Annotated in this window: 11 protein-coding genes and 1 tRNA gene; 6 read left to right on the top strand and 6 right to left on the bottom strand. The window is 57.3% G+C overall.

Going from position 1 to position 13,132, the window contains the following annotated elements:
• Positions 1-617: 617 nt before the first annotated feature.
• Positions 618-2,210: a calcium-binding protein gene (locus VIL42_04070; protein HEY8592025.1), complete on the bottom strand. Its 1,593-nt coding sequence runs from the start codon at positions 2,208-2,210 to the stop codon at positions 618-620.
• 274 nt (positions 2,211-2,484) lie between these two features.
• Between VIL42_04070 and VIL42_04065 the strand changes: the two genes are divergently transcribed.
• Positions 2,485-3,246, top strand: coding sequence for a hypothetical protein (locus VIL42_04065; GenBank protein HEY8592024.1), 762 nt, complete (start codon positions 2,485-2,487; stop codon positions 3,244-3,246).
• 903 nt (positions 3,247-4,149) lie between these two features.
• Here the strand turns inward: VIL42_04065 and VIL42_04060 are convergent.
• The 3 genes from VIL42_04060 to VIL42_04050 form a co-directional block, all read right to left on the bottom strand.
• Entirely contained in the window at positions 4,150-5,229 is a 1,080-nt protein-coding gene (locus tag VIL42_04060; protein HEY8592023.1) for a 2OG-Fe(II) oxygenase, read from the bottom strand.
• A gap of 155 nt (positions 5,230-5,384) precedes the next feature.
• Positions 5,385-6,209: a hypothetical protein gene (locus VIL42_04055; GenBank protein ID HEY8592022.1), complete on the bottom strand. Its 825-nt coding sequence runs from the start codon at positions 6,207-6,209 to the stop codon at positions 5,385-5,387.
• A gap of 362 nt (positions 6,210-6,571) precedes the next feature.
• A complete protein-coding gene (locus tag VIL42_04050; GenBank protein HEY8592021.1) occupies positions 6,572-7,201 on the bottom strand; it encodes a hypothetical protein in 630 nt (209 codons plus the stop codon).
• Between the two features lie 305 nt (positions 7,202-7,506).
• Here VIL42_04050 and VIL42_04045 point away from each other — a divergent pair, with 305 nt between their 5' ends.
• From VIL42_04045 to VIL42_04030, 4 genes are all read left to right on the top strand, one after another.
• The gene (locus VIL42_04045; protein HEY8592020.1) at positions 7,507-8,403 is read left to right on the top strand and encodes a hypothetical protein; all 897 of its coding nucleotides are present in this window, start codon (positions 7,507-7,509) and stop codon (positions 8,401-8,403) included.
• An 11-nt stretch (positions 8,404-8,414) separates the two neighbouring features.
• A complete protein-coding gene (locus VIL42_04040) occupies positions 8,415-9,335 on the top strand; it encodes a Kdo hydroxylase family protein (GenBank protein ID HEY8592019.1) in 921 nt (306 codons plus the stop codon).
• 275 nt (positions 9,336-9,610) lie between these two features.
• Positions 9,611-10,360, top strand: coding sequence for a class I SAM-dependent methyltransferase (locus VIL42_04035; GenBank protein ID HEY8592018.1), 750 nt, complete (start codon positions 9,611-9,613; stop codon positions 10,358-10,360).
• On the top strand, positions 10,357-11,373 hold the full coding sequence (locus VIL42_04030; protein ID HEY8592017.1) for a hypothetical protein: 1,017 nt from the start codon (positions 10,357-10,359) through the stop codon (positions 11,371-11,373). Before VIL42_04035 ends, VIL42_04030 begins: the two co-directional genes overlap by 4 nt.
• Positions 11,374-11,640: 267 nt before the next feature.
• Here VIL42_04030 and VIL42_04025 read toward each other — a convergent pair.
• A tRNA-Ser gene (locus tag VIL42_04025) sits at positions 11,641-11,733 on the bottom strand.
• Positions 11,734-11,794: 61 nt separating this feature from the next.
• On the bottom strand, positions 11,795-12,673 hold the full coding sequence (locus VIL42_04020; protein ID HEY8592016.1) for an aldose 1-epimerase: 879 nt from the start codon (positions 12,671-12,673) through the stop codon (positions 11,795-11,797).
• A 130-nt stretch (positions 12,674-12,803) separates the two neighbouring features.
• Between VIL42_04020 and VIL42_04015 the strand changes: the two genes are divergently transcribed.
• Positions 12,804-13,127 carry a hypothetical protein gene (locus VIL42_04015; protein HEY8592015.1) on the top strand — a complete coding sequence of 108 codons (324 nt, stop codon included), beginning with the start codon at positions 12,804-12,806 and terminating at the stop codon, positions 13,125-13,127.
• The last annotated feature ends 5 nt before the right edge of the window (positions 13,128-13,132 follow it).

The raw sequence follows: 13,132 nt of genomic DNA, 5'->3' as shown, positions 1-13,132 counted from the left end.
TCGTTGCTTGGCTCGTTCTCGTCTACTTTGCAGGGTTTCTGCTACTTTTCTTGAGCCGGTGAAGGTCGCAGCGGCCACTGCTGAAATGAGTCCGCGTGATGTTAGTTACCGCGCTCGTGACGATCTTCCCTCAATATCGCGCGCTTGCGGTAGAGGGCGGTCTCACTAGTCCCTCGGTCATTCAGGCGTCCGGACAACGCGCTGCTTGGCAATTTGCCTCAAGTACCGGAGCCAATGTCGCTTTTGTTCTTACTGTCACACAGTCCCCACCTCACTCAGCGTCGTCCAGTTTACCTGCTTTGCCGCTTTGTTCTTGCGGCACCGCAGTCGGCCGGCGGTTCGTCATTTTTGAAGGGCTGCACTCCCACTGGGGTATGAAACAGGGTAACAATCTGTTGCGTGTAGCTTTTTGCCTTAGGAGTTGGGCAGAAGCCCTCGACACTGACTTCGACGAGAGTGGTCTCTGAACAAGAGGGCAGCGTTCCTCCCAAAACCTCTGCAGCCGACTGAAATTCAAAGTACGGCGCGTGCGGCTAACGTCTGCTTTCCACCCATATTAGACAAGCCGGAACCAGCGCTGCCGAGGCGCGCATAGATGCGCCCTCGTGCTCATTTTACTAAAGGACGAAATTCGTAGCGCTCAGCGCAGGCGCGACCCCAAGATCGATGATGAAATCGGCGACCTTGTCGCCGTTCACGTCGGCGAGCAGGACGTAGCTGCCGTTCTCGTTCGCGCCCCGCACTTCTCCGCCAAGCCCGGAAAAGCTTGCGCCGCCGATGAAGGTGAACGCCTGGTCGCCGCTCGCCGTCAGGTCCGCGTCGATTGCCGACAAATCAATCACGTCCGCTTGCACTTCGAAGTCGTTGATGTAGTCGCGCTTGTCATCCACGTTGACGAAGATAAAGCGGTCGCTTCCCGCTCCGCCGGAAAAGGAATCGAAACCGCGCCCGCCAACGATGCGGTCGTTACCGTCCTCGCCCGAGAGAAAGTCATCGGCTAGGCCGCCGACGAGCAGGTCGTTCCCAGTCCCGCCGTAGAAGACCACATTCGCCTGCTGCGCGATCAATGTGTCGTCACCATGCCAGCCGTATGCGGTGACCTTTGCGTCCTGATTGCCGAACACCATGCTGTCGTTGAACGAGGTGAGCGCCATCGTCGCGAAGCTTTCGACGCTGATCAGCGTGCCGCCGCCGGCGACTAGCGGCTGCCCGGCGAACAGCGTCGCCGTATCGCCATTGGAGATGCCGGTAGTCCCGCCAATGTAGGAGATGTAGACGGTATCGAAGCCCTCGCCGCCATCAACGATGTCGCCATAGCCGGCATAGATCTGGTCGGCGCCAGCGCCGCCGAACACGTGGTCCTGCGCACCAAAGTTGTCGAAGCTCATCTCCATCTCTGTCGAGATGATGTCTTGGCCCTCGCCGCCGTCCAGCCAGTCTCCCCCACCGTTGCCAATGATCCGGTCGCCATCGGCCCCGCCGGACAGCACGTCGCCGGTGCTGCTGCCGAACAGTTGGTCGAAGCCGTCCTGGCCGTAGATGGTAACGGTGCTGTCGCGCCCGAAAACGACATCGTTGCCGCTCCCTGCCTCGACGGTGATGCTGCCGGGCTGGGTGGCCAGCTTGATCGTGTCCGAAAAGGCGCTGCCCCAAAGGTGAGAGATCAGCTCAATGTTGCGGTAGCTGCCGAACTGCTGGTTGAGCATGTCGATCGTGTCGAGATCGTAGCCATTGGTGACACCATAGCCCGGCGGGTAGGTGCTTGGCGCGGCCGCATAGGACAGCAGCAACGTGTCGAAGCCGCTGTCGCCGTTGACGTAATCGTCGCTGCCGGCCCAGATCACGTCGTCGCCGGCGCCGCCGTCGAGCAAGTCCCTGTCGGTACCCGCGTCGAGTGTCCCCGATGCATCAGCATAGAGAGTGTCGTTGCCGCCGCCGCCGCTCAGCGTGTCAGTCCCGCCGCGGCCGATTAGCGTGTTCGCGCCGCCGTCGCCCTTCAGCAGATCGCCGAACGATGAGCCTCTGACGTTCTCAATGCTGATGTAAGTGTCGCTGAATGGACCATGGCCGGCGGCAAGGTCGATTGAAACGAAGCCCCCGGCATTGCGATAGTCGACCGTATCCGACCCTTCGCGCCCATCGTAGGTGGTCTGCTCCAAATTGCTGATGAACAGGTCGTTCTCGTTGGTGCCCGTGACAGTCGCCATCATTCAACTCTCCATGACGCAAATACGGTCTGGATATGGGCTCCGCGCGTTGGTTTTTGCAACCGCCACTGCGTTTTTCTCAATTTCGCGACTTAACTTCCGCTTACCATCCAATCCGGACATTTCGCGCCGTTCGCTACGAGCAGGAAACGGCTGCGTTCGAAAACCCGTGCCCTCGCCTTCTCGCGACGGACGATAACTGCAGCCCCTTCCTAATTTAGTGTCGGAAGAAGCTCTCACCCGATGGCTTCAGGAAGTCTCGCTAAGGAGAACTGTTATGAAGTTCAAGAACGTCACAACGAAATTGAACGCGGATGCGATCGAGAACACAGAACCCGTCTTTGTAGCCGTCATGTCTGAGGTCCGCGAGCTTTCGAAGAAAAAGCCCGAAGCGATCCTAACTTCGGCAAAGGCTCATATGATCAATCGGGTGCTTACCGATCTGATAGCCGTTCTCCGGAACGAGCCAGAAGGTAAGTACCTCTACGACCTGGACGTAAATGCTGACTTGCAAGTGAGTGACGCTTTGCTCCAACTGTCGCAGTTCGAGGTAGCGTTGGATGCCTTTAGATCGCGTCATACAGAAGACATTGACGGAGAGGAATGCTGGATTACGGCCGAAAATATTGCCCTTTGGCAACAGGACGGAATTTTCGACGATGATGACGATGATGACGATGATGACGATGATGACTATTACGAAGATCGACGCCACGACGGCGATGACAACGACGAGCATGAGGTTAGCGAAGGCGGTCCTCACGTAACGGAGCAGAAAGACAAAGCTGGCTTTTGTGTGCAGGACGGCTCTTGCAGTGATGAGCACGGCATAAGCGACGAGAACAGCCGCAGTTTACCTGAGGCGGACGGTCCGCCCGGGACGTGGAGGTCGAGGATCTGTCCGGCGAGAGGGATGATCCTTGGGACGACGATGACGGGGACTGGGGCGAAGGAGATCAAGACGACAGCTCGGAGCATTCTACAACGGAGCTGCGGCATCGTTCGCGAACGGCGAGTAGGAGTGCAACCGAACGCTTGAGAGAACTGGACTGCCGCTGGTTCGTGTTCGCGGCAGGATAGCTCATGAGGCACTCCCCCGGTCAGCTTCTCCCCCTGGACTTAGCAGCTCGGCTGTTCTGAGCACGTCGCTCTATACCTGTGCGTTGGGCGGCCTGGTATGCGCACCAGGCCGCCCGTTCTTCGGACCTTTTGTACGCCGCACGTTTTCGAGTGCGACTATAAGGATCAACTGCCGTCCTGGCTGCTTGCGTGTCCAAAACGCGGCTTGATCGTTCTTCCTCTGCAATCGAGCCGCTCTCAAATGTAGTAATCAGCAGCAGCACTCCGGCTGCTCAACGTCTGCCTAACGGGTGCCACCTAATTCGCCTCGAAATCTGACCTAAGCCGCTAACCTTCTGAATAGGCAACAAACAGACTCAAGCGTTCGAGTTTACTAGGTGAAAACCAGAAAGTGGCTGGGGGCACGATGGCAGCGCCAGGCACTCTGTGTCCACCGGAAGCCGATAACAGTACATGAAGCTCGTGCTCTTCGTAGATGCGGCAAAGCAGATGCGGGATCCCGGTTGGTCCTATTAAGCCTCTGTGGTGGGGTTGCCCCGGCCGTCACGCCGTTGAGGCTCTGCAAGGCTCGGGAGGATGCGCGCTAGCTGTCTAAGTTGTAAGAGCTGTTCGAAACGTAAGTGGTAAACGACTCGTTTGAGAGAGGTACGCGAGCCGCTCCAGCAGGCACGGCCCAGTTGGCGAATGGCGGGAGTGCCGTTCTCAAGCACACCAGTGAAACGTACTTGACAGGTGATGACGATTTTTGGCCAAGGAGAGAGAGATCGCCTAAGCCGCTCATGTCGTAGTTCGTGACCATCGAACGTTCGCAGGCGATCGGCGAGCTCAATGTCATTCGTGGCGACCTGCCTCACAACGGCCTTTACGATGGCACCTCAAGTGAAATCGAGCCAGCGTTTTTCTTGCGAAGTTCCGCTCCTGCTTCATCGTAAAAGAAAGGCAGGAACGCGTAGCGCGATCCGCGCGTCACCGCCTGTGCCTCATGGAGCAGCGAGCAGGAGAACACAACAGCACCTCCAGTGGGAGCTCTGAATCTCTTCGGACCAAACTCCGGAAAGCACAGGTCTCCACCCTCGTAATCATCTGAGTTTAGGTTGATGGTGCATGCGAATTTGCGGTGAGCGGTGCCAGCTGTGGTGTTGTCGCGGTGAGCCGTGAAGAAACCTTTTTCGATTCCATCATACTTAGCCACAGTGTACCTCTCGATACGGGTTACCTTAAACTGAAATGCACGATAAATCATCGGCAGCAGTGCAAGTGAGATCCTGCTTTTCAAGGCCGCTCGAAGTTGCGGTTCTTCAATATTGTAATCACTCCGCCGCTTAGCGCGCGAATCCACGACGAGATGGGTGCGGTCGCCAATTTGACGCATAAAGCCACTTTTGCGGCCTCCACGAGTTTCAAAAGTCGCAATTAGTTGGCGACACATTTCTGGCGGCAGGATATTAGGCACAATTAGCACAGGAGCTTGCGGGCTGGGGATCGAGCCAGCTTCTGCAGCAGTCCGCATCAAACCAATGATATCTTGAGCGTCTTGCAAATCGGCAACGGCATGAACCCTCATCGTAGGATCAAGTAACACCCAGTGGGGATGGTACTCTTCGAAACTCTCCCTCTCGGCGACCGCACCGTAGGCCCGCGAAACCGAGCGGTGTTCATCGAAGAACCACCGGATGCCAGGCAGCTCTTGCGTTACACGGCGTTGCGCAACGTCCTGTGGATCTGTCGTTATGCCAAAGAATGCAGTTCTGCGATCGTCGAAGAGCGTGCGGTTATGCATAACCCACTCGAATGCGGATCTGGTTCGGTCATCCCCCATGGTGTCGGCGAACAGCAGCAGGACCCATCGACCCCCCGCCTGGTCGAATGCAAAGCGAGGATTGCCGGCTACCTCCCGACCGTCGAACCAGGGCGCTGCCTCGCCAACTATCAGTCTTCTCATTGCACTCTATCCACGAATAGTAACTTTGGTGATCTAAGAAGCAGCCTTAGGGGCGCGCGACTCGGCAACTCAGGCTTCTAAATTCGCGAGATTACCAGTATACCTAGCGTGAGTTCCGGAATCATTTTCTCGAGTGCCAGAACAGATCTGTGCCGCTAATTTCTAAAGAGGGCGGCGGATCGAATTTTTCGGAAGCGTGGTTTCATCGCGCTTACGGCTGAACGTAATTCCCGAAGCGGAGAGCCGATCCATTCGGCGCCTGCCGGGATTACAGCATCGTTTAGTTCGGTGACAAAACGCACTAGCACGGCGTAGGGGTCATTCACGAATGCCGCATCTCGCAGTAGATGGAGGGCTGCAACCGTACTGCAGGGGTGTTTAACGGCGCACGACAGATACTCCGGTGAGCTCAGGCATTCGAATGCTTTTTCACGAAATCGCTTGTTTGCCTGGCGATGGTCAGACAGTTTTCGAAGTTCATCGATGCCATCAAGCGCCTGTACTGCGTAATTGTTTGTGTACACGACTTCCGAAAGAGGCCGAAGGCTGATGATCGCAGGGTTGGGCGCAGTTGGATCGAAGTCGAACCCGATGCGGCATGAGCCCCATCGGTAGCCATTTACCGCTGCGCGCGGGAGATCTGCAAACAGGGCGGGTGAGAACCAGTCGTCATCGTCCGTGAAGGCGATCCGTGTTCGCTGCGGCACATCTCGGTGATCAATGTCTCGAAGGTGAATCGCCAATGCGCCACTGACTTGGTCGACCGTGGCCAAGGAAATATGTTTCAGCTGGGCGCGAAAAGTGCGGTAGTCCGGGATTATCGCGCCGTCCCACAGCGCCACAAATTGTTCGAGCAGGTCTTCGGGAAGGTTATGCGCTCGCAAAAACGGCCGAGTTTCGGACAAATCCAATCGAAGCCAATCAGGACTGCCGCGCATAACAATGACGTCATCCGCAGAATCGACGTTATGGTGAGCCATGTACAACGGATTCGCACGCGCTTCGAAGCTTCGCAAGCGCTGCACGCTCCTGAGGCATTCTTGCCTGTGTCGCTCAGCCCAGGTCTGAAATAGGTGGATAGCAGGCCTAAGCAGAAACCTTCTAGGTGAAGCCGTAACCGCACGGCCGCTGCACGGAGTTAGGCAGCTCCGGCAAGCCAGCGCGCTTAGAGACCATGCTGTTCCTACTCGGGCGATCCCGCGGAAGTCCTCGTGCTAAGCTCAACCCAATTCATACTAAAGCAGCGTACATGATCCCAGACAGCGGTTTAGGCTCGCTGATCGCTAGACAAACGCACGCTCGCACGTCCTGCTCGGCACCGGAGTCCGCCTCTCGTCCCCTTTTAATAAAGTATGAAGTTGGAGCCGGTCAGGCTGTTTGAGACGCCGAGATCGATTACAAAGTCCGCCAATCTTGTCACCGTCGACGTCGCCGTACAGAACATAGCTGCGGTTCTCGTTCGCGGCTCGCAATTCTCCACCATGACCGGGAACCTGGCGTTGCCGGTAAAGGTGAACGCTTGATCGCCGGCTGCTTGGAGATTCGCGTCGATGACCGACAGATCGATCATATCCTGCTGCACGTCAAAGTCGTTGATGTTATCGCAATCGTCATCGACATTCACAAAGATGAAGCGGTCGTTTCCTGCGCCGCCGGAGAAGCTGTAAAAGCCTTGGCCGCCGACGAGCCGGTCGTTGCCGTCCTCACCCGAGAGGAAGTGATCGGCAGGGCCCCCCGACGAGCAAGTCGTCGCCCGTGCCGCCGTGAATTCAACGTTCGCCTGCTGAGCGATCAGCGTATCATTGCCGTGCCAGGCGTAGGCGGTGACCTTCGCGTCTTGGTTGCCGAACACCAAGCTGTCGTTGAATGACGTAAGCGCCACGGTCGCGAAGCTTTCGACATTTGCAAGCGTTCCGCCGCCGGCGACAAACGGCTGGTTGGCGAATAGGGTCGCCGTATCGCCGTTGGTCACCGCCGTAGCCCCCGATGTCGAAGATGTAGGCGGTATCGAAACCCTCCCCGCCATCGACGATGTCATCCTAACCGGCGTAGATCTGGTCGGCTCCGGCGCCCGCGTCGACACAATCCTGCTCGGTCGCGGTGCCGATTGCGCCGAGCAGCGTCCGATAGGAGCGCCTGAAGCATTGACACGAACTGCTTCCCTTTAAGGGGTTGCGCTCAGCAATTCTGAAATGAATGAATGGTGAGGTGCGCCAGTCAGCGAGAGCCCCGCGAGGGCGACATGCGCAGCTTGTCGGCGTCGTTCGGGAGATGGTGATGGCTCAGATCGTCTTACATCCGGAGGTTCCGCCAAACATCAAGCTCATCTCGTCGCGGCAACGTCGTAAAGTGCGGGAGTGCTTCGAGCGCGGTGAGGTAGTCGTTCTCAGCGATGTGAGGATCAACGCTGATTTCAGGTATTTTGACCGCATTCGGCCGATGGACCGCAAGGACGTTCGCAAAGGCAAATACGTGTTCACCAAGTGGAACAGGGGCGTGCCCGAGAAGCGTTCATCGGTCTGGAGCGGGTTCATCGGCGACAACTTCCCGCCGGACCCTGCCTACGGCGCAAGGTTTCGTCAGGAAGTCAAACGTGTCGAGAGCCAGGTCGATCGGTTGGTAAAAGGGCTGTTCGGGCGCCATCACTTCTCAACCGCGTTCATCGCGTGGAAGTTTCAGCCAATCGTCTATGAAAACATGCACATCGACAATTTGGCAAATTCGAATCACAGCGCTCAGGTGCGGTTGTTTGTCAATCTGGGCACGACCGCACGACGATGGGGCGTTGCTCGTCACTGGCGCCATTACGCGCAGCGCTATTGGCAGTCAGCGAAACTGGGCGATTGGACGGATGATCCATACACATTCAACTCGCACCTGAACCACGCCGCATTCGGTTCTAATCGCGATCATTGCGATGAGCCGCGGCACATCATCGACTTCGAGCCTGGAGAGGTGTGGTTAACGAATTCGGCGCTCGTTGCTCACCAAGTTCAAGCCGGCAGCTTGCTGTGCAGCGCCCATTATGAATATCCTTATCGACAGTGCCTTGTCCAAGCGAACACGCTGCCTGCTCAGATTGCAGCTATGCGGAGGTTCATGGCCGGTCTCCCTGAACCGAACGAGCAGCCATCCTTGATCGAAACTATCAAACGTTTCGCGCAGCGGTTCTGAAAAGAGCTCTTATGGCAAAGATCGTAATGAACCCACGTGTCCCGGATCGTATTCGGGTCGTCGAATTTGAAAGGTATGCAGGGCAGACCGGCGCCCAAGCCGAGGAGCTAACCGATTGGTACGAAAACGGCGATCTGATCATGGTGAAAAACTACCGGTTTCGAGCAGGACGAGATGTCTTCAATAAAGTTGTGCTGCCCAACGTGCGAGGACGGAACAAGCTGCTCTTGCATATCGACGAAGCGCTCCATGGCGAGGGTCCGAGGGTATTCGAATGGCAGGCGGCCAAGGAAGGTGTGGAAGCTAGCGGTGTACCGTTTGAGCAGTTTGAGGCGGCGGTGCGGGCAGCTAACGCGGAGCTGCTGCAGATATCCGACCAGCTATTTCCATTTTATCAGTACTCTAAACGCTACTGCATATACAATCTTGCCGAAATGTTGGCGCACAACATGCACTTCGACAGCCCAGAACACGCAGGTGATTGCACTCAGTTGAGAGCCTTCGTGAACATTGACAAGTTCCCGCGAATTTGGAGAATTGGCGGAAGCCTCGAGGATATGGCAGGAAACTGCTATAGGACTGCCAAGCTTCAGCGGACAATTCGGCAGCACGCGCGCGTATTCACGCGTGAAACGACGCTCGCGTCATTTGGTGACCGTTATGAAAGCGGTGCCCACGGGTACCCGATGCATTCCATTGCCTTTCAGCCTGGAGATGTCTGGTTCCTCAACCCTAACATGCTGGCGCATGAAGTGGTTTATGGGCGTCGAGTGCTCGATGGCGTGTTTCTCTTCGATGCCAACCAACTTCGAAACTCGGATCGCTTTTACCCGCGCATTGTTGAGCGCATCCACCGGCGCAGTCTTGGCCCGTTGAGGTATTGGTGGCATTCACGGGGGCGCGCGCCCATAGCGCCGGGACTCTCTAGCTAACAACGACTCGTCTACGCCGCGTTTGCGGCCACACCTAAGAAGCCATAATCGGAATATCGAATTGGGCGAAAGAGGACGTGTCACATCAAGCTTCGGGGTACACGCTCACCGACGTCTCCCCGACAGAGTGCTACGATCCAGCTCTTGTGAGAACTTCACCGCTCACCGGCCAAGAGGTCCTCAATCTAGAATGCTGCAATTGGAGAGGCCGTACAACGCGGGACGTAAACTGCGGATATTGCATAGATTTCCTCCAATTCCATAGGTTTCAAATAATGTATGACAGCTATGCAGAAATCTTCTCGGAACGCGCCGCGGCTTACCATCGCGCGATGGTGATGTGCCCACATGCTCGCGCCGCCGAGTTTGAGGCGGTCTGCTCGCCTCTTTTGGCGAGAGGCGCAAAGCGAGTGTGCGACATCCCCGCAGGAGGGGGCTATCTGAGCGCGTTTCTTCCAAAAGACTGCTGCTACACGGCCGTTGAACCAGCGGCAGACTTCGCGCGAGAGTGTCGCGATGCGGTGGTGGTGCAAGCAAAGTTGTCGGAGGTGCCCCTCCCATCGGCTTCGTTCGACGGCGTCGTTTCCCTAGCTGGCCTACATCACGAACCTGATAAACTGCCTGTTCTCAAAGAATTCAGGCGATTAGTGGACGCGAACGGCATCTGCGTCGTTGCCGATGTTGCGGCAGGGACAGCCGCTGCGCATTTTCTAAATGGCTATGTTGATCGACACAGCAGCACCGGCCACAAAGGTCACTTTCTGGACGAGGATTTCGACACGCTGCTGGCCGAAGCCGGGATGAACGTCTTGGCCGACGAGACAGTGCTCATGCCTTGGCGTTTCCCATCGCGCCGAGCCGCGGGCCGGTATAGCAAGCTTCTTTTCGGGCTAAATGTGACAGCAGCTGAGGTAGAGGCTGAACTGGCTACTACCATCGGCTTCACCGTTAGCTCAACAACCGTATATCTTAATTGGTCGCTGAGAAAAGTAGTCTGTGAACCCAATGTACGGTTACGAAATTGAGTAGAGCTTCAAAGATTGCGTTCATTGTCGGGTCTGACAAGCATGACCATCAGGATTGGTCTACGGTTGTTAACTTTGATCTAAATGGCAGCACCGACCTTTTTAAACTTATCGGTCTACCTAACTCGAACTCATTTATTCTTCATTTTGCCAAGAGCTACTTTAGGCAGGTTGGAAGGCATCGTCTGTCGTCCTATGATCTTTTGATAAACTTGGTTACTGATCCAGACCAGAACCCGAAGGTGCTGAACGTCATTTCCAAGGCATTGAAGGGGTGCGACGTTCCAGTCTTGAACCGCCCTGAATACATCTTGCGCGCGACGCGCAACGGCACAGCGCAGATGCTAGCGAGTTTAGCGGGACTGGTAGTGCCGCGGGTGGTCAGAGTGCGTGCTCCGTCGCCCTCCATGCTTCGTTCTCTTCAAGAGCGGCGACAAATCAAGTTCCCTGTCATTTTACGCCGCGCCGGTTCTCATGGCGGGCAAATTATCGGACTGTTCGACCACCCCGATCAAATTCCACAACTTCGAGCTGAAGCTGCTGGGTTTACGGCCACAGAATTCATCGACTTCCGAAGCGCCGATGGTCTGTACAGAAAGTACCGAGCTTTTCTCATCGGCGGAGAGCTCGTCTTCCGACATCTGCTCATTTCGGACGCATGGAACATCCACATGGCCGATCGAAAGCGGTTCATGGCTCCACGTGACAATTTGGTTGCCGAATCCGAAGCCTTTTACCAGCGCGGATCGGGAGCGGTGGCTGCTTCCGTCCGGAGTACGCTCCTTGCGATAGCCGAGAAGCTTCAGTTGGACTTTTTTGGGGTGGACTTCGGGCTGTCTTCCGACGGCCACCCTATCCTTTTCGAAGCCAACCCCACCATGAACTTCCTGCCAATCTCCTCGGACCCAAAGTTTGCTGCGATGCAATCATGCGTTCCTCCAGCACAAGAGGCGCTCGCGCGTCTCATACGCGCCAGAGGACGCGAGCGGTTCACGAGCGATATCCGTCGCTGAATAACTTGAGCCTTGGGCTCTTGGCCACGCGTCGAACAGGCGTGAGGCTGGGGCGATGAGCGAAATTTACCACCCACGTTGCGATCACTCGCAGCTCGGTTCCGAGACGGGCTCCGCCTGCTGAGCGGCTGGCGTTTGGGGAGCTGAGTAAACGCACCTCAGAGCAGGTTAATGGATGAAAGCAAGCCAGTGCTAGCAAAGGCTGGCCCGGACCTTTAGTGAGACGCGCTGCCTTAGCAAAGGTGTCTGGCTGTCAACAAAGCAAATTGGCGGAGACGGAGGGATTCGAACCCTCGGTACGGGAAATCCCCGTACGGCGGTTTAGCAAACCGCTGGTTTCAGCCACTCACCCACGTCTCCGGGAGGCCTCAAGGCGCGAGGCTATATAAGCGCATCTCGCAACCTTCAACCTGAACGGCGCCTATTTCGCGAGCACGTCGAGGCGCATGTCGAGCCGCATCTCCTCGCCGGGTTCGAGGATGCGCAGCCCGAGCTCCGGCCATTCCCGCTCGGGCGCATTCAGGGCGGCATTGGCGTGGGTGACAGGCTCGGCGACGAAGATTCCGCCATCGCGCGGTGAATAGACCTGGAAGAAGCCGGCGTTCGGTGAGGTGAGCCGGAGCTCGTAGGGCCAATCGGGGTCGCTCATCCGCGCCTCGCCTCGCCAACCGCCGAACCCATTGTCGAGGTCCTGGCCGCAAATCAGACGGTCCTTGAGGTTGTAGCGGCCCTCCGGCGCGACCTTGTCGACCGGGAGCACCTTGTCGTCCACAGTCCAGGCGCTCTCGACCGCCGTGTCGAGCCGGGTCTCGGGCCCGCACGGAAAGTAAGGGTGCTGGCCGAGCCCGCAGGGCATCGGCTCCTCGCCATCGTTGCGGCACGTGAGCGCCAGAGAAAGGCCGCTGTCGTCGAGCACGAATTCCTGCCGCGCCTGATAGGACCAGGGCCACTCGCCGGCGTCGTGCCGGAAGACGAGGGCTGCGCTGCGCTCGTCCTGAGTATCGATGCCCCACGGACCGAGCCAGCCCTGGCCATGAAGCGGGCTTGGGTCGCCGGGCAGGTTCGGTTCGATTCGGACCGAGCGTCCGCGAAACTCGAAACAGCCGCCGCGAATGCGGTTCACATAAGGGACCAGCGGGAAGGAGGCGGCTTCGAGGACATTTCCCAGTGGATTGTTACAGCGGCGCAATATTCCTCGCGGGGCAGCCGGACCGATCCACTCGAAGTTGGAAATAGCCCCGCCGACGGAGGGACTTAGCGTCAGCCGGAGCTTGCCGGCGGTAAGGGCGATCTCACTCATTAGGCTGTCCCTTGGCTTTCACCATGATTCACAGGAGGGCAAGTTCGTTGGGGATAAACGCGAAAAGCCGATTGCGCGTGGATTCGCACGGCATGTATTCAAACGCCCCGTGGGCCGGGGAGGGTCAACGATGAAAAGACGGGTAAAGGATTTTGTCGATATCGCGGACCATGTGTCCATCGACGATCTGATCGACAAGCTCGCCGAGCTGCGCGACAGCCTGCCTGAAGATGCCGATGCCGAGCTCCGGCTCCGCGGCGACGAAGTATTCGGGCATCGCATGACCATCGCTTATTTTCGCGAGCAGACGGACGAGGAAGCGGACATCGAGCGCCGCTATGCCGAACAGAGCAAGGAAGCCAAGGAGCGGGAGCTCGCCCGGCTTCAGGAAGAGCTTGGCGTCGTATGTTACGCGGCGCCCGGCAGCCGCGGGAAGCTCCGTATCGTCGCCTGAGCGCG

The organism is Sphingomicrobium sp. (assembly GCA_036563485.1).
GTDB lineage: Bacteria > Pseudomonadota > Alphaproteobacteria > Sphingomonadales > Sphingomonadaceae > Sphingomicrobium.
This window is presented reverse-complemented; position numbering and strand designations above follow the sequence as displayed.

Coding starts and splice junctions, on each gene's coding strand:
- VIL42_04070 (HEY8592025.1), bottom strand. CDS start 2,210: ATGATGGCGACTGTCACGGGCACCAACGAGAACGACCTGTTCATCAGC.
- VIL42_04065 (HEY8592024.1), top strand. CDS start 2,485: ATGAAGTTCAAGAACGTCACAACGAAATTGAACGCGGATGCGATCGAG.
- VIL42_04060 (HEY8592023.1), bottom strand. CDS start 5,229: ATGAGAAGACTGATAGTTGGCGAGGCAGCGCCCTGGTTCGACGGTCGG.
- VIL42_04055 (HEY8592022.1), bottom strand. CDS start 6,209: ATGGCTCACCATAACGTCGATTCTGCGGATGACGTCATTGTTATGCGC.
- VIL42_04045 (HEY8592020.1), top strand. CDS start 7,507: ATGGCTCAGATCGTCTTACATCCGGAGGTTCCGCCAAACATCAAGCTC.
- VIL42_04040 (HEY8592019.1), top strand. CDS start 8,415: ATGGCAAAGATCGTAATGAACCCACGTGTCCCGGATCGTATTCGGGTC.
- VIL42_04035 (HEY8592018.1), top strand. CDS start 9,611: ATGTATGACAGCTATGCAGAAATCTTCTCGGAACGCGCCGCGGCTTAC.
- VIL42_04020 (HEY8592016.1), bottom strand. CDS start 12,673: ATGAGTGAGATCGCCCTTACCGCCGGCAAGCTCCGGCTGACGCTAAGT.
- VIL42_04015 (HEY8592015.1), top strand. CDS start 12,804: ATGAAAAGACGGGTAAAGGATTTTGTCGATATCGCGGACCATGTGTCC.